Origin of the sequence: Polaribacter sp. BAL334 (assembly GCF_015767435.1) — a bacterium.
In the GTDB taxonomy this organism is placed as follows: domain Bacteria; phylum Bacteroidota; class Bacteroidia; order Flavobacteriales; family Flavobacteriaceae; genus Polaribacter.
On sequence record NZ_JADWOV010000255.1, the window covers coordinates 1 to 25,649 of the forward strand.

Sequence of the window (25,649 nt, forward strand, 5' to 3'; positions counted from 1 at the left end):
AATGGCAACAATCTGGTTTTCGGTAAATTGGGTTGTCTTCATAAGTTTTCGGCTTTAAATTTAATAATTTTTACTGAACGCGCTCCTGCGTCGCTTGTCGAATTCTATTTTTAAATGGCCGAATTTTGGGGAAGCTTACAAGTGCATTCCAAATTCTTCAAGAAATGGGCACGCTTTACAATCCGTCAAATGCTAAAATTCAATTAGCAAATCTTGACCCAATTCGTGCTTCATTGCAAACAACCCTCAATGAGCTGAATAGCAAAAAACCAATTTATAAAAATGCGGTTTCAGAACGAGAAGATGCCATGGCATCCCTTGGAAAATTGGTCACCAAAGTATTAAACTATGCCAAATCCATAGACATTTCGGCAGCAGACAAAGAAAACATTGCCAATCAAGCTAAGAAAATTCGTGGCGACCAAAAGGCAAAAAAAACAAACCCAGAAACCACAGAGGCAATAGGCATTTCTACCTCGCAAATGAGTTATGACAGTCGTATTGCTAATTTAGATGTATTCATCAAACAATTAGGGTCTCATGCCAATTACGCACCCAATGAATCTGAAATACAAGTGGCTAGTTTGGAAACCTTACATGGCAATCTTGCCACGCTAAGCACCACCGTAAACACGGCAGGCAATGCCTTGATTACCGCAAGAATCAATAGAAACAATGTGTTATACAACAATGATAACAATGTCATCCAATTGATGCGGGATGTGAAATCCTATTTAAAATCTTTAGGAGACAGCGCAAAACCATATCATAGCGCCATGGTAAAACTGAAATTCATAGAAAAAGTATAAACAACATTCATAAAGAAAAGGGCAATCGCCCTTTTTTTTATGTGTTTTCAAAAAATAACTGTTTAATAATAAAATCCTATTAACAAACCGTCATTTCCTATTAACGCATCGCCAAACCTTATTAACACATCGTCAATTCCTATTAATCAACCGATATTTCCTATAAACGCATCGCCAATTCCTATTAACGCATCGTCAAATCCTTTTATTGCATCGTTAATTCCTATTAACATACCGACATTTCCTATAAATGCATCGCCAATTCCTATTAATGTACCGACATTTCCTATGAATGTATCGTAAAATCCTTTTAATCAATCGTAAATCCCTATGTATATACCGACATTTTTTATAAGTAGATTGCCAATTCTTATAAATAAACAGGTATTCCTTACATATAAATCAGTGTTTACAGTGTATTGGGAGATTGAATGCTATAAAAAGTAAAAGGTGTTGTTTTTAGGATATTGTGGTACATTATTTTTTTTCTTTCAATTTTTTAAAGCTTTTCAGTAGGTATATATTTTATGAATTTTGGGATTTTTCTTGCTACAAATTTCTTATTTTTGAAAGACAATCTACACCATCAACCGTATGAAAACGAAACACTTAATTCCAATCTTTATTGCCTTTTTTACCATTATTTCATGCAATAAAAAGAACATTGAACCCAATAATATTTATAAATTCAAAGAGTATATCAAGTATACTACATCAGGAGTTGTTTCTGTGGAAGAAAAAATTACGGTGAATCTTGCCAAAGATGTGGATGGTTGGGAACCAAATCAAGAAATTACTGCCGAAATTATTGACATCAATCCTATTGTAAATGGGAAAATCAAGATTTTAAATAAGCACGCGTTTGAGTTTATTCCTGATGAAAATTTAACTCCAAATACAGCCTATGCAGTTACTGTAAAATTAGGAAATTTGTATAAAAATACTCCCAAAGAATTTGAAACATACACGTTTCAATTTAAAACAATTACACCAAGTTTTAGTATCAAAATAGGTACAATTCAATCCTATTCTAGAGAGTATCAATACATAGAAGGAATATTGCAATCTGCTGACATCATTGATTTACAAAAAGCTAAAATGCTGATTCAAGCTTCCCAAAAAGGCACAAAAAAAAAAATTATTTGGAACGAATCGTACCAAAAAGAACGTTTTTTTGAGTTTAAAATAGACAGTGTGCAGCGTTTTGATACGAAATCTGTTGTCAAAGTTTCTTGGGATGGAAAACCAATAGATGCTGATTCAAAAGGAGAAAATGACATTTCGATTCTAGGAAAAGAGATTTTTAAAGTGTTGAGCATTTCACCCATAGATGCTGATGAACAGTATATTTCCATCAATTTTTCTGATCCTTTACATAAACAACAAAATTTTGATGGTTTGGTAACCATTGAAAATGAAAAAAATCCGCGTTTTATCATCAATGGAAATGAATTAAAAGTGTTTTCAGAAGTGAAATTTTCTGGAAATATCAAAGTTTCCGTTTTTCAGGGAATTAAAAGTACGGACGATTTTTTAATCAAAAATCCCTTTTCTGAAACCATTACTTTTGAACAACAAAAACCTGAAATTAGAGCTATTTCAAGTGGTGTGATTTTGCCTGATTCACGCAATTTGGTCTATAATTTTGAAGCCATCAATCTGAAAGCGGTTGATGTAAAAATCATCAAAATTTATGAAAAAAACATATTGCAATTTTTGCAAGAGAATAATTTGAATAGTACAGACGAATACCAACTAAAAAGGGTAGGAAGGAGAGTGGCAAAAAAAACCATTACGTTGGTTGCTGACCCAAAGAATTACATCCAAAATTGGAGAGCCTATAGCATTGATATTTCTAAATTGGTAAAAACGGAACCTGGTGCTATTTACAGAATTGAAATTAGTTTTAACCAGCATCAAAGTTTGTATTCATGTGATGAAAATACCATTTCAAAAGAAATGGATGAGCACAAAAATCCAGCTGATTTTTCGGATGAAGATGAAAATGAAGAGTTGTATTGGGACAATCAATTGTATGATTATCGCGATTATGAGTATGATTGGAATGAACGAAATAATCCCTGTAATAAAGCCTATTATAAAAGTGGTGAGCGTTTTATTGCTCAAAATTTATTGGCTTCCAATCTTGGAATTACCGCCAAAAAAGGAACCAATAACGAGTACTTTTTTGCCATTACAAATATTGTAACCTCCAAACCTGAAGGCAATGCAAAAGTGCAATTGTTCAATTATCAACAACAAGAAATTGCAACTAAAAACACCAATTTAGAAGGGATTACAACAATTGTAAGCGAAAAAAATGCGGCTTTTGCAGTGGTTACAAAAGGCAGAAACAAAGGATATATCAAACTTGAAGATGGCAATACGTTGTCTGTCAGTAATTTTGATGTTGAAGGAACACAAACTCAAAAAGGAATCAAAGGATATTTGTATGGAGAACGTGGCGTTTGGAGACCTGGAGATGCTATGTATTTGACATTCTTATTGAATGATATTGAAAATCCATTGCCCAAAAATCATCCCGTAAAATTGGAAATTTTAGACCCTCAAGGCAAATTGATGTATAAAAAGGTAACCTCGGAAAACGTCAATAATTTTTATAGTTTCAGAGTACATACGGCTCCTGAAGCAAAAACCGGAAATTATGAAGCGATTGTTTCTGTGGGTGGTGCCAAGTTTTACAAGTCTTTAAAAGTAGAAACTGTAAAGCCAAATCGCCTGAAAATTAAGGTAGATTTTGAAGATGAAATGCTATCCAATCAAAAACCCATTAATGGAACATTAGATGTAAAATGGCTTCATGGAACACCTGCAAAGAATTTAAAAGCAACCATTACAGCAAAAATTTCAGCAACAAATTTCAATTTTAAAAAGTATCAAAACTATTTATTTTCAGATCCTTCTAGAAGTTTTGAAACCGAAGAAATTAGTTTTTTTGATGGAAATTTGAATGAAAATGGAATTTCAAAAATCAATAAAAATATCAAAATTGGTGAAAATGCGCCAGGTATGTTACGAGTTCAGTTTTTGGTGAGAGCGTTTGAAAATGGAGGTGATTTTTCCATTGATGCATTCTCTAAAAACTATGCGCCTTATACTTCTTTTGTAGGATTAAAAACACCAAATCAAGATAAAAACACAGCTTTTAACACAGATGAAAATCAACAATTTTCAATAGTTTCTGTCAATGAAAACGGAAATCCAATTCAAAATACTGAAGTTGAGGTGGCTATTTATCAAATTGCTTGGCGTTGGTGGTGGAGCGCAAGTAATGATAATTTATCAAAATATACAGCAAGTAGTTATCACAAACCCTATAAAACACTTCAACTGAAGACGAATTCAAAAGGAGAAAGCAATTTTACATTGAATATTCCTGAAACTCAAAGAGGTCGTTATTTGGTAAGAGTTTTGGATAAAAAAAGTGGACATGCCACAGGAAAAGTAGTTTATTTTTATAAAAATTGGTGGGAAAATGCTACTTCTGGAGACAAAGAAGCTGCCAAAATGTTAGTCTTTTCTTCAGATAAAGAAAAATATGAAGTGGGTGAAACTGCAAAAATTACATTTCCTTCTGGCTCTAAAGGAAATGCATTAGTGAGTATTGAAAATGGCACCAAAATTTTAGAAACGAAATGGGTAGCAGTTCAAAAGGGAATGACCACCATCGAAATTCCAATTACCAAAAATATGGCGCCCAATGTGTATGCAAGTATTTCATTATTGCAACCTCACCAAATTTCTGAGAACGATTTACCAATCAGACTTTTTGGAACAATTCCTTTGTTGGTAGAAGATGCATCCACCAAATTAGAACCGCAAATTTCGATGCCCAATGAGTTGCAACCAGAAAAAGAATTTACCCTTTCTGTATCTGAAAAAAATAACAAATCCATGACCTATTCTATTGCAATTGTTGAAGATGGATTGTTGGATTTAACCCGTTTTAAAACACCCAATGCTTTTGATAATTTCTTTGCAAGAGAAGCTTTGGGCATCAAAACTTGGGATATTTTTGATGATGTTATTGGTGCGTATTCAGGAAGTGTTGATCAGGTTTTTGCGATTGGTGGTGACGGAAATTTGGAGAAAGGAAAAAATCCAAAAGTGAATAGATTTGAACCTGTTGTAAAATATTTAGGGCCTTTTCAGTTGGATAAAGGGGCTAAAAAATCGCACAAAATTACACTGCCAAATTATATTGGTTCTGTTCGAACAATGGTTGTTGCTGGAAATGTGAATGAGGAAGCTTATGGAAGTGCAGAAAAAACAGTACTGGTAAAAAAACCTTTGATGATATTGGCAACATTACCCAGAAAATTATCGCCAAAAGAAAAAGTTCGTTTGCCTATCAGCATTTTTACGATGGATGATAAAATCAAAAATGTTTCTATAAAAGTCAATACTAGCAAAGGATTGAAAGTTACTGGAAACAATTCACAAACCATCTCTTTTTCAAAATCTGATGAAAAAATGTGCTATGTTGATTTGGATGTTTTGAATGTTACAGGAACTCAAACTGTTGAAATCATTGGCACTGGAAATGGTCAAACTTCTAAATACAAAGTAACTTTAGAAGTCATAAATCCAAATCCAATAGCTTCTCAATTGATAGAAACTGAGTTGCAACCAAATGCTGAGAAAATTATTGATTTTCAAACATTTGGAGTTGAAGGTTCCAATACAGCAATGCTTGAAATCTCTACAATTCCTGCTATGAATTTTACCTCAAGATTGGCGTTTCTGATTCAATATCCTCATGGATGTTTGGAGCAAACTACGTCAAGTGTTTTTCCACAATTGTACATGCCCTCTATTTTTGATATTTCAGCTTCCAAAAAACAAGAAATTCAGGAGAATATTACTCAAGGAATTCAAAAAATTGGGAATTTCCAAAAACCAAATGGTGGTTTGAGTTATTGGTTAGGTGAAGATGAAACTAGCGATTGGGGCACTTCGTATGCAGGACATTTTATGCTGGAAGCTGAGAAAAAAGGATTTGTATTACCACTCACTTTCAAAACAAATTTTATTGCCTATCAAAAACAAGTTGGCCGAAATTGGAGACCAACTTACAACAACTATTTGGGCGATTTGGAACAAGCTTACAGATTGTACACCTTGGCATTGGCAAACAATCCTGATTTATCAGCAATGAATCGTTTGCGCGAATTTCCACAATTATCCAATGACGCAAAATGGCGTTTGGCAGCTGCTTATGTGTTGGTTGGACAAAAAGAAGCCAGTGATGCTATTTTGAAAAATGCCAAATTGGATTTTTCTGAGAGTGATTTTTACAACTATGGCTCCACTACCAGAAATGCTGCAATGGCTTTAGAAACGTTACTATTGACAAATAATAAAAACACCAAAGAATTGGCAACTTCCATAGCAAAAGAGTTGTCTAGCAATCAATGGATGAGCACACAAACCACGGCTTTTAGTTTGTTAGCAATTGGAAAAATGGTAGAAAAAAACGGAGGAAAATCGATGAAAATTAGCCTGACAAATGGTGCAAAAACGGAGAAAATTGACACAAAATCTTCATTAATTCAACGAAATATTGTGGTGAAAAATGGTAAAAATTCCATCCGAATTAAAAATAATGAACCGAATGTAGTGTATGTTAGATTGTTAAATTTTGGAAAACCTGCTCTTGGCAATGAAATTTCTGAAAGTAGAGGTTTGAGTGTTTCTGTACAATACAAAGATTTGAAAGGAGCTCCAATTTCAGTCAATGAATTGAAACAGGGACAAGATTTTGTTGCAACAATTACCGTAAGTAATCCAAAAAATACGGATGTAAATGACATTGCTATTACTCAAATTTTTCCATCAGGATGGGAAATTGTAAATACACGTTTTACTGATTTTGGAACTTCCATCAAAAGTGAAGCACGTTATACAGATGTAAAAGATGATCGTGTTCATTTTTACATTGATTTGAAAAAACAAGTTTCAAAACCAGCATCAAAAACATTTACAGTGTTGCTGAATGCTGCCTATTTAGGAACTTATTATTTGCCTGGAATTCAGGTAGAAGCGATGTATGACAATGATTATTTTGTAAAAACCAAAGGAAGTTGGACAAAAGTCGTGGAATAATACATCAAAGCAAAGGGTTTAAAATATTTTTTAAACCCTTGGTTTTAAAATCAATCGTTATTTCAATATTCCTATTGTTGTATGCCTTTTGTTTGCCCAAAAAATTGTTTACAAAACCAACATCAACCGTAATTGTCAGTGAAAAAAATGAGTTGATAGGAGCATTGATTGCAGAGGATGGCCAATGGCGTTTTCCTCATGAAAACGAAGTGCCTGAAAAATTCAAAACTTGTGTTGTCCAGTTTGAAGATGCCTATTTTTACAAACATCCAGGATTCAATCCAATATCGATTTTCAAAGCTGTTTACCAAAATTTTGAGGCAGGAAAAGTCCAAAGAGGAGGAAGTACCATCACACAACAAGTGATTCGTTTGAGCAGAAATAATCAATCCAGAACCTATTTTGAAAAAATCATTGAAATGATGTTAGCAACACGTCTAGAAATCAGAAATTCCAAAGAAGAAATTCTTGCTTTTTGGGCATCAAACGCTCCTTTTGGAGGAAATGTTGTGGGATTGAATGCAGCTTCTTGGCGGTATTTTAATCGTAAAGCAACTGAACTTTCTTGGGCAGAAGCAGCCACTTTAGCGGTGTTGCCAAATGCACCAAATTTAATTTATCCAGGAAAAAATAAGCAGCAATTATTGGAAAAAAGAAATCGATTATTGCGAAAATTACTACTTGAAAAAAAGATAGATTCACTTACTTATCAATTGTCTATTTTGGAGGAAATTCCTGAAAAACCGTATGCTTTACCACAAATTGCGCCCCATTTATTGCAAAAAATCCATCAGCAAAAAAAAGGAAATTTTGTGCAAACCACTATTGATAAAAATCTACAACAACAAGCCAATGAAATTGTGGAACAGCATTATAATCAGCTTTCTAAAAATGGCATCAACAATATGGCTGTATTGGTTTTGAATGTAAAAACTCGAAAAGTTTTGGCATATGTTGGCAATTCTCCAACAACCAAAAACAACCAAAAAGATGTTGATATTATTGACAAACCCAGAAGTACAGGAAGCATTTTAAAACCGTTTTTATATGCAGCCATGTTAGATAATGGCGAGTTATTGCCAAACACTTTAGTAGCTGATGTTCCAAAGAATTACGGAAGTTACCATCCTGAAAATTTTGATAAAACGTATGCAGGTGCTGTCTCAGCAAAATTAGCCTTGTCAAAATCTTTGAATGTGCCAACAGTTGGCATGTTGCAGCAATTTGGATTGGAAAAATTTCATCATTATTTGCAGCAATTACAGTTGAAAGACATTAAAAAAAGTGCCAATCATTATGGATTGACATTGGCTTTAGGTGGCGCAGAAAGCAATTTGTGGGATTTGTCAAAAACCTATGCTTCTATGGCTTCAACCATCAATCATTATACTGAAAATTCGAGTCAATATTTTACAAATGAGTTTTGCGAACCTACTTTTTATGCTGAAAAAAAAGTAGATTTTGGAACAAAAACATCTCAAAAAACCATTTTTGATGCAGCTTCTTGTTATCTCACTTTCGAAAGTTTAAAGGAAGTCAACAGACCAGATGCTGAAGAAAACTGGGAATTTTTTGATTCTTCCAAACAGATTGCCTGGAAAACAGGAACGAGTTTTGGTTTTAGAGATGCTTGGGTAATTGGTGCTACCAAAGATTTTGTTGTGGGAGTTTGGGTTGGCAATGCAGATGGTGAGGGCAGACCAGGTTTGGTGGGTGTGCAAAAAGCTGCGCCTATTTTGTTTGCTATTTTTGATAAACTCCCAAATTCATCGTGGTTTGAAAAGCCATTTGATGAAATGACTGAAGTAGAAATTTGTTCGAAAAGCGGATATAGAGCCACACAAATTTGCGAAGAAAAAAGGCCAATTTTCATTCAAAATAGTGGATTAAAAACAGCTCCATGCCCATTTCATATGTTGGTTAATGTGGATATTTCTGAGCAATATCAAGTAAATACTTCGTGCGAATCGTTTGCAAATATCAAACAGAAATCTTGGTTTGTATTGCCACCATTGATGGCATATTATTACAAAGAAAAAAATCCGTTTTATAAATCATTGCCCGATTTTCGAAAAGATTGTATTTCTGATGAAAATAACGCCATGAAATTTTTATATCCCTCTGAAAAAACGACCATTTTTTTGCCGAAAGATTTTGAAGGAAAAACCAACGAATTGATTTTAAAAGTAGCCCATTCTAATAAAAGCGCAACGCTTTTTTGGTATTTGGACGCCGTTTTTTTAGGGACAACATTTGAGTTGCATCAAATGGCAATTGTTCCAAAAGTAGGAATTCATAGCATTTCTGTAACTGACAATTTTGGTTCAGAAATTCGACAGCAAATTGAAATAAAATAACAATGAAACATCCTGCAAGGTTTTGAAAACCTTCAGGAAAAGCGCAAAATTTGTTTACAAAATCATAAAAAAGACAAAAAAGATTTGCAACCATTTTGAAATGATTATTTTTATAACCTATTTCGTGAAGAACTTTTTTTACAATGACTATATATCCTATTGAAACAGGAAATTTTAAATTGGATGGAGGTGCCATGTTTGGCGTGGTTCCAAAATCAATTTGGCAAAAAACCAATCCTGCAGACGCCAATAATTTGATAGAAATGAGCATGCGTTGCTTGTTAATCGAAGACGGGAATCGCTTGATTTTGATTGATGCTGGCTTGGGAAACAAACAATCTGATAAGTTTTTCAGCCATTATTACCTTTTTGGGGATTTTTCTTTGGATACTTCTTTGAAAAAATTAGGCTTTCATAGAGATGATATTACCGATATTTTTTTGACCCATTTGCACTTTGATCATTGTGGAGGAGTCATTCAAAAAAACAAAGATGGATTGCTAATTCCTGCTTTTAAAAATGCCAAAGTATGGTCAAATGATAATCATTGGAAATGGGCAACTGAACCAAATCCAAGAGAAAAAGCCTCTTTTTTATCAGAAAATATTTTACCTATTCAGGAAAATGGTCAATTGAATTTTATCCATAGAAATGCCAAAGATCAAATAGGTTTTGACGTACTTTTTGTGGATGGTCATACAGAAAAGCAAATGTTGCCTATCATTCAATATCAAGGAAAAACCTTGGTTTTTATGGCAGATTTGTTACCCACAATTGGGCACATTCCATTGCCATATGTGATGGGTTATGACACAAGACCACTCATTACTATCAAAGAAAAAGCGGCTTTTTTAAAACAAGCTGCTGATCATAATTTTTACCTTTTTTTAGAACACGATGCAACTCATGAAATTTGCACTGTTCAGCATACAGAAAAAGGCGTTCGATTGAACACCACTCACCAATTTACAGAAATATTTACGTAAGAATTTTACAGAAATGAGAATCCTAAAATCAATTTTTTTAAGTGCCTTTGTGGCTCTTTTTTTAGCAAGTTGTGCATCAACTCAAAAAGTTTTATCACTTCCCAATTTTGATGCTCCAATTAAAATTACTCCAAAACAGTCAGTACTTTCCGAAGAAGAGGAAAAGTTTTGGTCGCATGCAGATTTAACAAAAGATTCAATTGCAGGAATGAGTTTGGAAAAAGCATATCAGTTTTTGGAAGGTAAAAAACCAACATCAGTGATTGTTGCCATTGCAGATTCTGGTGTTGATATTGAACACGAAGATTTGAAAGATGTACTTTGGATGAATACCAAAGAAATCAAAGGAAACAAGATTGATGATGATAAAAATGGGTATGTAGATGATATTTATGGATGGAATTTTCTCGGAAATGAATCAGGAAAAATGATCAATGCTGATCAACTAGAAATCACACGTTTGGTGAAAAAAGGACGTGAGAAATTTGCAAATAAAAAAGCTGATGAAATTGATGAAAAAGACAAAGCCGCATTTGAAGCGTACCAAAAAATGGAAGAAGAATATCGTTTAACCATCAGTCAAAAAGAATTTGAAATTCAAGATATGGAACAAACGCAAAACAATTTGGAACGTTTGAAAGCGGTTTTTGAGGATGTAAGGAGATTTGCAGGCAAAGAAAAATTGAAAATTAGCGATTTAGATAGCTTAAAACCAACGAGTTTATTAATGATTACACAAATAGAAACCATCAAAAAAGTGTTAGAAAATGGTGCTACAGAAGAGGATTTAATTGGCTATTTGAATGAAGTTAAAGATTATAAAATTGAGTTAGTGAAAGCGATGAAAGGCTATGATTTGGACTTGAATGATCGTGAAAAATTAGGCGATAATTTACATGATATCAATGATAAATTTTATGGAAATAATAATGTAATTGGCGATAAAGATTTGGAAAAACATGGGACACATGTTGCTGGAATTGTTGCTGCTTCAAGAGATAATAACAAAGGAGCAAAAGGAGTTGCCAATACCGTAAAAATAATGACAGTTCGTGTGGTTCCTGATGGAGATGAGCATGATAAAGACGTAGCTTTGGGAATCAGATATGCTGTTGATAATGGCGCGAAAATCATCAATACAAGTTTTGGAAAACGTTTTTCACCCAACAAAGAATGGGTTTTTGATGCTATTGAATATGCTGCAAAAAAGGATGTTTTGATAGTAAATGCAGCTGGAAATGATGGAAAAAATATTGACATTCGTGAAACATATCCAAACGACTCTAAAGATTTAAAAACAGAATTTGCAGACAATGTGATTACAATTGGCGCAAGTAGTTTATACTATAATGAAGAATTGGTAGCCAATTTTTCAAACTATGGTAAAATCAATGTGGATGTTTTTGCGCCTGGAGTTGATATTTATTCCACTGTTCCAAAAAATGAATATGAACCTTTGAGTGGCACCTCAATGGCTGCTCCTTCAACCTCTGGAGTTGCAGCATTGATTCGTTCTTATTATCCAAATTTAACAGCAAAAGAAGTAAAATATATTTTGATGAATTCAGGAGTAAAAATCGATTTTAAAGTCATCAAACCGGGTTCTCCGACTGAAGAAAATCCAACAGGAGAATTAGTTCCTTTTGAGGATTTGTCAGTTTCTGGAAGACTTGTAAATGCTTATAACGCAATGCAATTGGCAGATTATTTATCAAGAAAAAAACAATAAAAATTCAAAATTTAAAGTCCAAAATTCAATATTAAAATTAAAAAGGTTTAATGATTTAATAATCCAACAATCTAAAAATCTAAATATCAAACCATGAAAAAAACTCTTTTTGTATCACTATCAATGATTGTAATGTTTGCTTGCGCACAAACCAAAGAAACTACATACACTCAAAAAAAAGTAAAAAATAAATTTTATTGGCAGCAACATGCTGATTACACTATGGATATTGATATGAATGTAAACAACTATCAATACAAAGGAATTCAAAAATTGGTGTACACCAATAATTCACCTGATGAACTCAATAAAGTGTTTTATCATTTGTATTTCAATGCCTTTCAACCAGGTTCTCAAATGGATATTCGTTCATTGACCATCAAAGACCCTGATCAAAGAGTTGGAGATAGAATCAGTAAACTGAAACCAGATGAAATTGGATATATCAAGGTAAATTCTTTGAAGCAAAATGGAGCTGTAGTTACTTATGAAACTGTGGGAACCATTTTAGAAGTTACGCTCAATAAACCCATAAAATCTGGAGAATCTGTAACGTTTGACATGCTTTTTGAGGCGCAAGTTCCCATTCAAATTCGCAGATCTGGAAGAAATAGTGAAGAAAATGTTGCTTTGTCTATGGCACAATGGTATCCAAAAATGGCAGAATACGATTTTGAAGGTTGGCATACACCTCCTTATATTGCTAGAGAATTTCATGGAGTTTGGGGAAATTTTGACGTAACAATTCATATCGATAAAAAATATACGATTGGTGGTACAGGATATTTGCAAAATCCGCAAGAAGTGGGTCATGGTTATGAAGACAAATCAAAGGGTTTAAAATTGCCAAAAGGAGAAAAATTGACATGGAAATTCAAAGCGCCAAGAGTTCACGATTTTATGTGGGCTGCTGATCCTGAGTACATTCATGATACGTATAAAATGGATAATGGGATTGATTTACATTTTTTCTATAAGAAAACATTGGAAGAAAAATTCTTAAAAAACTGGAAAGAATTGCAGCCAAAAACGGCAGAATTAATAACGTATTTTAGCACAAATGTTGGGCAATATCCCTACAAACAATATTCTGTAATTCAAGGTGGAGATGGGGGAATGGAATATGCTATGTCAACATTGATCACTGGACATCGCAATTTTGGAAGTTTATTTGGAGTAACTGCTCATGAAATGGCACACACATGGTTTCAATTTTTATTAGCAACCAACGAAAGTTTGCATCCTTGGATGGATGAAGGATTTACCTCTTATATTTCTAACAAAGCAGAGAATGAAATTTTAAAGGAAGGTAAAGAAAATCCACATTCAGGATCTTACAGAAGTTACAGAGGAATTGTTGCTAGAGGTTATGAAGAATCACTTTCTACACATTCAGATAGATACGAAACAAATTGGGCATATGGTACAGCAAGTTATTCTAAAGGAAATATCTTTTTATCACAATTAGAATATGTGATTGGCGCAGAAAATGTAGCAAATGGAATAAAAAAATATTTTGCAGATTTCAGTTTTAAACATCCAACACCCAATGATATCAAACGTTCTATGGAGAAAGTTTCAGGCATTCACTTGGATTGGTATTTGAATGAATGGACACAAACCACTCACACCATTGATTATGGCGTAAAAGCAGTAGATGGCTCAATTATTACCTTAGAAAGAATTGGTCAAATGCCTATGCCTATTGATATTGAGGTTGTTTTTACTGATGGTAGCACACAAGAATTCAATATTCCAATAGAAATGATGAGAGGTTCAAAACCAACAAACGCTACCATTTTACAGGATTGGGCTTGGGCAAATCCAATCTATACTTTTGATGTAAAAAAATCAGTAAAATCGGTAATGATTGATAAAAGTGGTTTAATGGCAGATGTAAATTTGGAGAATAATAGTAATTTGAAGAAAACGAGATAAATGGATTCATTTTAAATCAAAAGGTGAGGTTTTAACTTCACCTTTTTTTTGTGATTTTTTGTTGAAGATTTAAAAATCAAATCCAATATTAAAACTAAATCGTGAACCGTCAGCACCTGAAAACAAACCAATACTTCCTAAAAATTTATCAGCTACATTGAAAAAAAGGCCTCCTCCTGTTGAGGTATGAAGTTCTTGGTTTGCAAAGGGAAGAATTGTCAATGTTCTTGGAGTTCCCCAAACCATTCCATAATCAAAACCTCCATAAATTCCAATATGCAATGGCAATAATCCTGTTTTTAGTTTTCGCAAATCCCAACGAATATCTGTAGAATGATAAAAAGAATTTTTTCCATTGAAACGCTCGTTTCTAAAGCTTCGCAAACCTTCATTGGCACCAATATTTGCTGCTTGATAAAATTCAAATTCTTTTCCAAAAATAAAATGCCCTTTTGCTTTTGATGCAAAAACGAGTTTTCCATTTGGAATTATTTTGTGAGTAATTGCCAAAGAAGTACTGTTGTAAAAAAAGTTTCTTTGATCTTTTAGATTGCTGGTAAAACCATTTCTGGTTTCAAACTCCATTCCTAAAGTTGTAAAAGCGTTATTATCAGCATGTGAGTAAAAATAACTTGCCTCAAAATTTACAAACTCTTGATCTGAAAAAATCCTGTTTGATGCAGCAAACTGTGTTTCTAAAAATCTTCCTGGCGTTCTTTCTACTTCAAACCGTTGAAATTGCACACCAATTTTGATTTCTGCACCCAAATATCCTCGCCATTTAAAGAAAGTTCCCAAATGAAATTGTTCAATTCGAACTCTGTTAAAATCATTGTCACCTTCTTCTTTTTTTGCTTCTAGATTGGGAGAACTATTGCCAAATCCAAAGAAATTTCTTGCAAAATTTGGACTTGTAAATTTCCCAGAAACACCCAAATTCCAATTGCCAAAAACATTCGCAAATTCACCTTCGTAATTCAATTCATATCCTTGTGTCGCAAAGTAATAATAACCAGAAATCACATGACGTTTTGAAAACGGATTTCGAACCAATCCATTTTCTATATAGGTATTTTTAACGCCTAATTTAATTCCATCATCAGGATTGAAGCCAAAACTTGGAGAAACCAAGTTTGCATTGTTTTTGAGTTTTGTAAAATCATAGGTATTGATGTCATATTCATCCGTTAATTTTCTCCGAATTTCGTCCGAAGAAAAGGTGTTTTTAGTTGATTTATAATCATATACTTTGATATTGGTTGGTGTTTTTAAATCATAAATATCATTACTCAATCCACCAATAATTTTGATTTTTATACTTCGATTTCCAGTGAAACCAATTGAAGTAAAACGATCAGCATCATCCAAACCATACAACCAAATTTCTTTGGTAACGTCGATATTGTATCTTCTTTGGTGGATAATTGCCCCTTTTTCTCCGTCTTTGATATTGTATACAGTAATGTTTGTATCACCATTCAAAAAACGTTCTATTTCAAACCAATCATCTTTATTTGTTCCTGTAATTACTTGAAATTCATTGAGATAATTGTAATAATTGTTAGCAATTTTTTGCAGATTTTTTCTTCTACCTTGCAGTTTTCTTTTGATTTCTAAGACAGTTTCATCCTGAACTTCTTTCGGAAATTGTTGAAATGCTTCATCAATGATTTCATCCGTAATTTGAGATTGAATTCGTGCTACTTGTGCATCCCAAACTTTTTTGGTGGATTGATTGATAAGCGCAATGTCTAATGGATATGCTGAATAACTAAACCATTTTGGATTTTTCAATTCCTCGTCATAAGAACGCATTCCTTTTAATGCTGGAATTGAATTTGTTAGGAAATTCAATAAAAAACCGTCTCCAAAAATAGAAAATGCTTGGTCTCTATCTCTTGGAACAGGTTTGTAAATCACCTTTTTTCCTTCTTCAAATGCAGCCCATCTCCATTGATCTTGATGCCTGTCCCAATCTCCAATCAACATGTCAAAAAGCCGCGCTCTAATATAAGTTTCTTCGTCAACAGCGTATTTTTTATCCTTGGCTAAATTATTTCGCAAGTCATCTGTGCTAATCAATTCATCCGAAAAACCAAAATTCTTTTTATCTCCATGACCCTCATCTGTTCGTTCTTCAATCATGTACAATTCATCGCCAAAATCCTCATTAAATTCGCCTAAACGTTGCTGTTTAGGTACAAAATACAATACCGGTTTTGTATGATAAATTTCGATGGCTTCTGCTAATTTATCAATCGTAAAAGGAGCGTAAGGATGTGAACCTGTAAAAACATCCATCAGCAAATTTTCTGTCAAAGTTTTATCTAGTTCACCTTCAAGATATTGATCTTTAAAAACGACTGCTTGCAAATATTGCACTGCATTTTTCCGCAAAGCACGCATTACATATTCTCTACCTTTATTGTCTTTTAAACGAAGTGATTTTGATTGATGACCTCCACCTTTGCGAATTGGTTCTAAACCACCATATAAAGTATCCAAAGAAACAGTGGGCGCAAGTACTTTTGTGCCAAAATATTCACGATATCTTTCGCCCCATAAAAATGTAAAAAAATTAGATTTTTTAATTTCTTCTTCAGCATATACTGACGCTTTTTTTCCTTGAAGAGATGTGTTGGGAAATTCTTTGAAAACAGGTTTTTTATCTGCCTCAAAAACGGTGGTTTCAAAAACTATTTTTTGATCTTTAACTGCATAAAAATGCACTTTTGATGCCCCATCTTCGTACACATCCAATCGTGCAAAACCATTTTCACCATAAGAAAAAATACTTCCATTGGTGTTTTTTACAGCCGATTTTTTGGAACCTGAACCACTTACGATTTGGGGAATATTGTCTCTTACAATGTACTGCAAACTGTGCTCATGACCCGAAACAAAGATGACTTTTTCGTTTTCTTGTGCTAATGTAATGATGCGCTTTCTTAGCTCGTTGTATTTTTCATTTTGTTGGTCTGCATTGCTAACACCTGAAGTTTTTCGGAGTAAATTTTTTACAGTTCCTAAGATTGGAACAGGTTGTAGATGACTTTTAAAATCGTAATATCCGCCATGAGAACCATTTGTAAACATAGGATGATGTAAGGCAATCAGCGTTGTTTTTCCTTGCGATTTTTTAATGGCACTTTCCAATTCATCTAAAATCTTTGCCCTTGTTTTGATGTCACAATCTTCATTTATTTTAGGATGTTTATCCCAATTGGTTACATACCAATGTGTATCAACAATGATCAAACTGATGTCTTCATTGATAGTTACTCTTTCAATTGGACAGCCATTTCTGGGTAAAAAAGAATTTTTTCCCAACGCTTTTTCAACCAATTCTTGTTGTTCTTTCAAACCATGTAAACCACTATACCAATCATGATTTCCAGGAATGAAGATTGATTTTCCAGGAAATTGTTGGGCAATATCCGTTTGAACCTGCAATCGATGTGTAGCGAGTTTGTATTTTTTCTTCTTTTTTTTCTTCGGAATTCCAACTTCATATACATTATCACCTAAAAAAAGTAAGGTTGATTTTGTAGTTGCTTTTTGGATTTCTTTTTCCAAATATGCCAAAGCAGCATCTTTTTTTCCCAATTCAGAATTTCCTGCATCACCCACTAAATAGAAGGAATGAATGATTTTTGAGGTATCTTTTTTTGAAGAATTGAACTCTTTTTCAGTTACTTGTATTTTGTTTGTTGCGCAATTGTAAAAGAAGAAAAGGAACAGCAAATAGCCGAATATTTTTGAAAAATTCATGAAGATTGGTTCGTTTTTAGATGCTTTATATACTTTTCGTAGTCGTCTTTGGTGTCTAAATCTATCAAAATTGCATTGAAATCAGTAAAAATTACTTGCTCTTTGTGCTGTTGAAGAAATTCTTTGGCACCTGAATCTCCCTCTAAAGTAGCCAATTCATGGAAGAATTCTTTTGGAAAAACAGCAGGGACACCCAAATTTTTAGGGTATTTTGATGCAACAATTTTAGTTGGATTTTTATCAGAAAAGTGAAGTAAGTTTTTCAAATATTCCACGTTTATAGCAGGTTGATCCGCTAATAAAATCAAAACGCGCTCTACAACTTCATCCTTTTTCTGAAGAGATGTAATGCCACATACAATACTAGTACTCAATCCTTTTGAATAATTTTTATTGATGATAAATGTTACCTTTTTTGACGAAATATGTTCTTGGATTAATTCCGCATTTGCACCCAAAACACAAATTACGTTGACCGATGAAATCGCTATTGCTTTTTCTAAAACATGTTCCAAAAGTGTTTGATTACCAATTTTTAGCAATTGTTTTGGCGTTTGCATTCGTGAAGAAGCACCTGCAGCCAACACTAAAACAGCCAAATTTCTCATACTTTATGAATGAATTTTTCCTTTCAAATTCCGAAGTGAAAAAGGTTCTTTTTCATTAAAAACACTTAAAATTTCTGCAATAATGGAAATGGCAATTTCTTCGGAAGTTTGTGCACCCAAATGCAATCCAGCAGGCGTGTAAATGCTATTTAAAAAAGCTTCAGAAATGTCAGCATTTTGTTCAAAAAGTTCATTAAACAAACGTTCACCTCTTTTTGGTGCGCCTAAAATTCCGATATATGTTGGTTGATAGGAAACTAATCGTAAGACAAATTTCAAATCTTGAACATAGCTGTGATTCATAATCACAATAGCGGTATTTTCTTCGATATTTTCAAATTGAATGGTTTCAGGAGTTTCTCCAATTACCGAATTTGCACCTGGAAAATCCTTCAAGGTTTTTGGGTCTTTTGCGGAGGTAATTACATCAATTTCCCATCCAATATTGGCTCCAATTTTACACAATTTTACAGCATCATGTTCACCTCCAATAATCAACAATCTGAAGGCTGGCTTTAAAATTTGGGTAAACAAGGCAATTTCATTTTTGGTTTGAAGCGTAAATTTTTCATAAAAAGAATGTGTTTCTTGATGTTGAAAAACACATTGTGAACCAAAATTGCCAATAGCCTCATCATTTTTGATAAAAAAACTATTGATTTCTATAGATTCACGATTTTTCAAAGCGGTAGAAAACCGATTCAAAAATTCATTTTCAACATAAAATGGTTCAATCAAGATGTATAAAATTCCTTCACAACCCAATCTATATCTCCCATCATACGTTATTATTTTTGCTTGATTATCAAGGAAAACACTTTGCGCTCGGTGAATAATTTCTTTTTCCACACAACCTCCACTTACAGCGCCAACAGTTGATAAATCTTCAGAAATCAACATGCGAACACCTGGTTTTCTATAGGATGAACCTTCCAAAAAAACGACAGACGCCAACACATTTTTCAATCCTTTTTGTTGATTGATAATGGCATGTTGAATAATTTCTTTGAATTCTTGAATCATACTCATTTGGTTGCTTAAATATACACTTTTTTACGAACTACAACTCAGCATGGAACAACCAACTTTGTCACGCGCCCATTCAGGTCTTTTCGCAAACCATTTTTGATATTTTGGTTGCTCATCATAGGGTTTTTTAAGGAGTTGAAATAATTCATCTATCAATGAATAATCTTTCAAATTTGCAGAATCAATAGCCAATTGCGCCATGTAATTTCGCAACACATATTTTGGATTGAAAGCATCCATTTTTCGTTTTCTTTCAAAAGTGGAAATGGATTCATTTTGCAAACGATTTGCATAGATTTCAAACCAATTTTGCCATTTGCTTTTGATATTTTCAGTGATATTTTCAACATCATAAAAAGCCTCTTGTATCAATTCAAAACCATTTTTTTCTGAGGAAAAATCACTCAATAATCGAAAGAAAATGGTCATATCAGTTTCTGTCAATTGCAAGGTATCTTCTAAATTTTGAATGAGTTTTTGATCGTTTTCATCTGAAGAAAAAAGTCCCAATTTGGTTTTCATCATCTGTAAAGATTGACTTTCAAAATTGGTTTTATACTCCTCTAAAATAGCTTCCAAAGGCGCAGCTTCTTCAATCAAAGGGAACAATGCATTTGCGAGTTGATACAAATTCCACAAACCTATATTGGGTTGATTTCCATAACGATAACGCTTATGTTGACGGTCTGTGGTGTTGGGTGTCCAGCCAAAATCAAAGCCTTCTAACCATCCATAAGGACCATAATCAATGGTCAATCCTAAAATGGACATGTTGTCAGTATTCATCACACCATGCACAAAACCAACACGTTGCCAATGAATAATTAGGGTTAAAGTGCGTGCTGCAACTTCATTAAAAAATTGAATATAGGTTTCTTTTGATGGATTTCCCAAATGAGGAAAATGATGTTTGATGGTGAAATCAACCAAGATTTTTAGATATTTTTTATCATTCCTAGAAGCAAAAATTTCATAATTTCCAAAACGTAAAAACGATGCTGCAACTCTGGTAACAATGGCGCCTTTTTCATAGGCTGGATTTCCATTATACATCACATCACGCAAAACAGGATCTCCTGAAAGACTCAAAGAAAGTGCACGAGTTGTAGGAATTCCCAAATGAAACATGGCTTCACTGCACAAATATTCTCTGATTGATGAGCGCAATACAGCCAATCCATCAGCATTTCTTGAATAAGGAGTTTCGCCTGCGCCTTTTAATTGCAGATGCCAATTTTTGTTTTGATGCTCAATTTCGAACAAATTAATCGCTCTTCCATCACCCAATTGTCCTGCCCAAGAGCCAAATTGATGACCTCCATAACACATGGCAAAAGGTTTTGTATTGGGATAAATGACATTTCCCGTAAAAACATCTCTGAAAAAATCTGTTTTTGATTCTGCTGTTGAAATACCTAAACTTTCTAACATTTCATCAGAAACATGAATCACTTTTGGCGAACTTGTTTTTTTAGGATTTACAAATGAAAAAACAGCTTCATAGACTTGTCTTCTTGAGTTTTCAAGGTTGTTGTCTGAAGGTAATTCTTTCGTAAATGTTTCTCTAATCGTTAGATTCATTGGAGTTTATCAGCGTATAATTTTCGGAGTTTAGCGAGTTTTGGAGTGATTACATATTCGCAATATCCTTGTGATTTGTTGTTTTGATAATAATTTTGATGATAGTCTTCTGCCTCGTAAAAAATAGGTAATGGACTGAGTTCAGTTACGATTTTTTCAGCATAATAGGCTTGCACATTTGCAATCACTTTTTCAGCAATTTCTTGTTGGATTGAATCGTGATAAAAAATTACGGAACGATATTGCGTGCCAACATCTGCACCTTGTCTGTTCAAGGTTGTTGGATTGTGTGTGGTTAAAAAAATCACTAAAATGTCTTCAAAACTGATGATATCAGCATCAAAAGTAACTTGAATTACTTCTGCATGACCTGTCAATCCTGAGCAAATTTCACGATAGGTTGGTTTTCCAGGAACATTTCCACCTGCATAACCAGACACTACTTTTTCAACGCCTTTTATTTGTTGAAATACTGCTTCTGTGCACCAAAAACAGCCTCCTCCAAATGTGGCAATTTGTATGTTTTTTATCATTTTTTATTGCTGTTTTTCTAGTTGCATAGATTCTGAATTGATACAATAACGCAAACCACTTGGTGCTGGTCCATCAGGAAAAACATGTCCTAAATGCGCCTCACAAACATTGCAAAGTACTTCAACACGCACCATTCCATAAGAAATATCTTTGATATATTTAATCGCATTTTCTTTGATAGGTTGCGTAAAACTTGGCCAACCAGAACTGGATTCAAATTTGATAGTGGAATCAAAAAGCGGCTGATTACAACAAATACAAGTGTATTTTCCTGTTTCATAAATCGAACATAATTCTCCAGAATAGGGTCTTTCAGTACCTTTTTGTCTGGTAATTCTAAATTGTTCTGGAGTTAAAACTTCTAGCCATTCAGTGTCCGTTTTTTTGATGATTTTATCAGGTGTTGGATTTCCTGTTGTGGCAAAATGAATGATATCTTTCCAAGTTAACATAAAATAGTTTGTTTTTTTTAATGAAAATTTAGTTGTAAAAAGTTAGGTAAATTTACGACAAAACCCTCAGTTAAAATAGCCATTTAATTTGCTTACATTTGTTTTTATAAAAATTTTGTGATTATGAACACGTTGCTTTCCGAGGTTGAAAATTATGTAACTCATCTTTTAGGTTCTCAACTAAAAACGGAGTATGTATATCATAATTTGGCACATACACAACGCATTGTTGAGGTGGTTAAAGAACTTGCTGAAAATTCGCAATTGACTGAAAATGAATCAGAAAACTTGATGATTGCTGCTTGGTTTCACGATACTGGTTTTATCAAAAATGAAAAAAACCATGAAGAAGAAAGTGTGCAAATTGTGACACGTTTTTTAAACGAAAGGAACATTTCTACTGAAAGAATTGAACAAATTGTTGCGATAATTTTAGCAACAAAATTAGGACATCAGCCAAAAAATGAGTTAGAAAAAATAATTATGGATGCTGATTGTGCGCATTTAGCGTTAAAAAATTATGATGAATTTGCGACTTTATTGCGAAAAGAATGGGAATTAACAGGATTTAAAACCATGTCTGATTTGGAATGGACCACTCAAAATATCCATTTTTTGATGGAAGAACATCAGTATTTTACTACTTATGCATTGAAACATTGGACACAATCAAAATCAAAAAATCTATCAAAATTATTAAAAAATCAAAAAGAGTTAAAAGAGAATTCCTTGAAATTTAATAAAAAAAACGAAGCCATAAAAATTAAAAAAAGCAAAGGAGATGTTCCTGAACGAGGCATAGAAACCATGTTTAGAGTAGCATTGCGAAATCACATTACGCTGAGTGATATTGCAGATACCAAAGCAAATATTTTGTTATCAGTCAATGCGATTATCATTTCAATTTCATTTTCAACATTGATTCCAAAATTGGACAATCCCAATAATCATTTTTTAATTGTACCAGCTGTCATTTTTATGTTATTTACAGTGGCAAGTATGATTTTATCAATCATGGCAACAAGACCCAATGTTACTCAAGGAAAATTTTCGAAAGAAGACGTTGCAAACAAGAAAGTAAATTTGTTGTTTTTTGGTAATTTTCATCAAATGAAATTGGAAGATTTTGAGTGGGGAATTTCAGAAATGATGCAAGATCGAGATTATTTGTATGGCTCTTTAACCAAAGATTTATACTTTTTAGGATTGGTGTTGAATAGAAAATATGGCTTATTACGAACAACCTACACCGTTTTTATGATAGGAATTATTGTAAGTGTTATTGCTTTTGGATTGGCGTTTGTGTTGTAAATTGAATTTAAAAAAATTACTAAACCGCAATTTCCTTCATCAAATCATCAAAAGTAATCGTCTTTTTTTCACTGAAATCTTTTTGATAAATGACTTCAATACGAAGTGCTTTTAACCCTGAAACACCAAGCAAATCCTCTAATTCGAGAAATTCAATTTTTCCAATTTGGTTTTTAGATTGCAAGAAATGAATATATTTGATATATTCTAGCGCATCTTTATCTTGCGAATATACAATGGCAATTTTTCCAGGAGTTGTGAGTCGCTCAGTAGTTCCTTTGATGTGCGCTTTGTCAATACGTTTTTTAATGATTTCATAGCGAATATTATAAGCGCCATCCACATCAAACTGTTTTTCATCCATTCTAAATTTTATCGACAATGGATTGTTGTGAACCAAAATTAAGGATGCAACACGTAAATCATGAGCCATATTTTTTCGCTCTTGAAAAGCGATATTTTCCATTTCAACCATAGTTTGCAATTGCCAAAGTCGCAAATTGTACAAATAAATTTCATCAAAATGAGTATCCTTATTGATTGATTTTCCAATATACATATTGAATTCAACACCATCTGTTTTGTATCTTTCAAAATAATGAGGATACATTTTTTGAGCTTCTTTTTGCTTTGAATCTAAAAATTTTGCCAATCTATTGTTGAGCGTATTTACGCTATCTTCATAGTTTTTTCTTTTTTCATAAACCACTCCCAAATCAGGATTCAAGTGCGATTTATAATCAGTAACTTTTGCTGATAATTGATGATTAATCAATTGAATATGATTAAAAACTGGATAAATTTCCCGTTTCAAAAATGTTAAAATATTGATTTCATCTCCTGCTTTTAATCCCATTTTCACCTCTTTCAAATACGCAGTGACTCTAAACATCAACTCCTCATAAATGGGTAATTTTTCCACTTTACAAGCTTCTTTTAAAACAGTTATTGCCAAAGAAAGTTGCGTGCTTAAATCTTCCTGAATCGCACTATTTCTTGCTTCTGATGAACCTTTGATATCACTTTGTCCAAATAATGGATACACATCTTTAAAGATGATTTCATCCAATTTTGCATTTTCATCTAATTGAACAGCAGTTTGATATTTTTCAGCAGCTTCATAAAATCGCCATTTTACAGCAGGATGAATGGCTGTATAATTCTCTTGAATGGTAGCTTCTAACACATTTTGGCGCTCTTCAGAACTGCGTTTTACAGCGGCATCAAAAACAGGAATAATGTCTTTTAGTTTTTTGATATTTACGGAATTTAATTCATAAGCTCTTGGCGAAGCAATCTCTAATAATGCGATATCACCTTCAGTGGCAGCTTTGATAGGAATTAAAATAATGCTTTGAATACCGGCCTTTTGTAAGTTTTTGTAGAAGAAATTGTAATTCATTTTTTGACCATATTCTTCAACATCCGAAATCACAACAGGCTCTTGCCCATTAAAAATTTTATGCATCACATTTGCACAAAAAAAGTTGGTGTCACATTGCATATTTCCAGCATCACTTAAAATAATGCTATTCGATTTTTTGGAAACAGATTCACAATGATTTGTTTTTGTTTTGTTGTAAAACGAATATCCCAACAATAAATCTTTATTTCCAAAAAAGTCTCTCAAGTTATTTTGAAGTTTTGGAATCAACTCATTTCCTCCTGAAAGTAAATTGGCTTTGATTGAGGAGATACTTTCTTCAGCAGTAACATCAAACAAATTGATCAATCCAAAACCCTTGAAATGATAGCTATTTGGAGGGAGTTTTTCTTTCCAAATTTCGATGGAATCATAATTTTTTTGAAGAATTTTAAAATCTTCTTCTGTAAGTTTTGGGGCATTTTCAGTGGGCGTAATTTCAGAAAAATCAGCATTAAAAGCCGCTCTGTAATATTTCATAGTTCCCGTATTTTCATCAGGAATATCAAAATAAAACGGTCTTTTCATATCGATTTTAAAACCATAAACAGCGCCTAAAATAAAGGTACAAGCCATGATATACATACCATCATTTTCAAAATTACGAACGGTGAGTTCAAAATTTTCACCAGCATTTTTTACAATGTTTTGAAATCGAGTTGAAAATTTGAATGTGGTAAATGAAAAGGGAATACTTGCTGCTTTGATTTCGTTCAATTGCAATGCTTCAGGAAACAAAGGTTCTAGCAAAACATTGATGGAATCTTTGAGATTTTTCACCAATGTTACATCCGAAAAGCCTTGAATGAGTTCAGGATGTTTGGTGACTTCCGCTTTTATATGTTTGGCAAAAGTGTGTAAAGGATGTTTTTCAAAAGAATCATTGGCATATTTTTCATACACTTGATACAACTTTTCAAATGAAATTTGAAGTTGTAAAGGCAATGATTCTTCACTTATTTTTCCTTGAGCAAACATGGTAATTAAAATAGAAT

At 33.2% G+C, this 25,649-nt stretch carries 14 protein-coding genes; 7 read left to right on the top strand and 7 right to left on the bottom strand.

Features of this window, described 5'->3' with window-relative positions:
* The first annotated feature begins 125 nt into the window (after positions 1-125).
* The 6 genes from IU405_RS04345 to IU405_RS04370 all read left to right on the top strand — a co-directional run bounded on the left by IU405_RS04345 (position 126) and on the right by IU405_RS04370 (position 13,945).
* Complete coding sequence (locus IU405_RS04345; protein ID WP_197437390.1) at positions 126-809, top strand: hypothetical protein; 684 nt, start codon at positions 126-128, stop codon at positions 807-809.
* 594 nt (positions 810-1,403) lie between these two features.
* The gene (locus IU405_RS04350) at positions 1,404-6,935 is read left to right on the top strand and encodes an alpha-2-macroglobulin family protein (protein ID WP_197437391.1); all 5,532 of its coding nucleotides are present in this window, start codon (positions 1,404-1,406) and stop codon (positions 6,933-6,935) included.
* Positions 6,936-6,958: 23 nt separating this feature from the next.
* On the top strand, positions 6,959-9,292 hold the full coding sequence (gene pbpC, locus IU405_RS04355) for a penicillin-binding protein 1C (protein ID WP_197437530.1): 2,334 nt from the start codon (positions 6,959-6,961) through the stop codon (positions 9,290-9,292).
* Positions 9,293-9,435: 143 nt separating this feature from the next.
* Positions 9,436-10,278: an MBL fold metallo-hydrolase gene (locus IU405_RS04360; protein WP_197437392.1), complete on the top strand. Its 843-nt coding sequence runs from the start codon at positions 9,436-9,438 to the stop codon at positions 10,276-10,278.
* Positions 10,279-10,291: 13 nt separating this feature from the next.
* Complete coding sequence (locus IU405_RS04365) at positions 10,292-12,007, top strand: S8 family peptidase (RefSeq protein WP_197437393.1); 1,716 nt, start codon at positions 10,292-10,294, stop codon at positions 12,005-12,007.
* A gap of 93 nt (positions 12,008-12,100) precedes the next feature.
* Positions 12,101-13,945: a M1 family metallopeptidase gene (locus IU405_RS04370; RefSeq protein WP_197437394.1), complete on the top strand. Its 1,845-nt coding sequence runs from the start codon at positions 12,101-12,103 to the stop codon at positions 13,943-13,945.
* Between the two features lie 69 nt (positions 13,946-14,014).
* On the opposite strand, the gene IU405_RS04375 is transcribed toward IU405_RS04370, so the two are convergent.
* Genes IU405_RS04375 through msrB form a run of 6 tightly spaced genes read right to left on the bottom strand, consistent with a single transcriptional unit; the run spans position 14,015 to position 21,920 of the window.
* Positions 14,015-17,716 carry a metallophosphoesterase gene (locus IU405_RS04375; RefSeq protein ID WP_197437395.1) on the bottom strand — a complete coding sequence of 1,234 codons (3,702 nt, stop codon included), beginning with the start codon at positions 17,714-17,716 and terminating at the stop codon, positions 14,015-14,017.
* On the bottom strand, positions 17,713-18,324 hold the full coding sequence (locus tag IU405_RS04380; protein WP_197437396.1) for an NTP transferase domain-containing protein: 612 nt from the start codon (positions 18,322-18,324) through the stop codon (positions 17,713-17,715). The genes IU405_RS04375 and IU405_RS04380 overlap by 4 nt, the downstream gene beginning before the upstream one ends.
* A 3-nt stretch (positions 18,325-18,327) precedes the next feature.
* Positions 18,328-19,347 carry an XdhC family protein gene (locus IU405_RS04385; RefSeq protein ID WP_197437397.1) on the bottom strand — a complete coding sequence of 340 codons (1,020 nt, stop codon included), beginning with the start codon at positions 19,345-19,347 and terminating at the stop codon, positions 18,328-18,330.
* Between the two features lie 30 nt (positions 19,348-19,377).
* Entirely contained in the window at positions 19,378-20,934 is a 1,557-nt protein-coding gene (locus tag IU405_RS04390) for a protein adenylyltransferase SelO (RefSeq protein ID WP_197437398.1), read from the bottom strand.
* Complete coding sequence (gene msrA, locus IU405_RS04395; protein WP_197437399.1) at positions 20,931-21,467, bottom strand: peptide-methionine (S)-S-oxide reductase MsrA; 537 nt, start codon at positions 21,465-21,467, stop codon at positions 20,931-20,933. The genes IU405_RS04390 and msrA overlap by 4 nt, the downstream gene beginning before the upstream one ends.
* Positions 21,468-21,470: 3 nt before the next feature.
* Positions 21,471-21,920 (bottom strand): peptide-methionine (R)-S-oxide reductase MsrB, encoded by a 450-nt coding sequence (gene msrB, locus IU405_RS04400; RefSeq protein WP_197437400.1) that lies wholly within the window; start codon positions 21,918-21,920, stop codon positions 21,471-21,473.
* 123 nt (positions 21,921-22,043) lie between these two features.
* Between msrB and IU405_RS04405 the strand changes: the two genes are divergently transcribed.
* Positions 22,044-23,231, top strand: a complete 1,188-nt coding sequence (locus IU405_RS04405; protein ID WP_197437401.1) for a Pycsar system effector family protein — start codon at positions 22,044-22,046, stop codon at positions 23,229-23,231.
* Between the two features lie 19 nt (positions 23,232-23,250).
* On the opposite strand, the gene IU405_RS04410 is transcribed toward IU405_RS04405, so the two are convergent.
* Positions 23,251-25,632 carry a GAF domain-containing protein gene (locus IU405_RS04410; protein WP_197437402.1) on the bottom strand — a complete coding sequence of 794 codons (2,382 nt, stop codon included), beginning with the start codon at positions 25,630-25,632 and terminating at the stop codon, positions 23,251-23,253.
* Positions 25,633-25,649 lie beyond the last annotated feature (17 nt).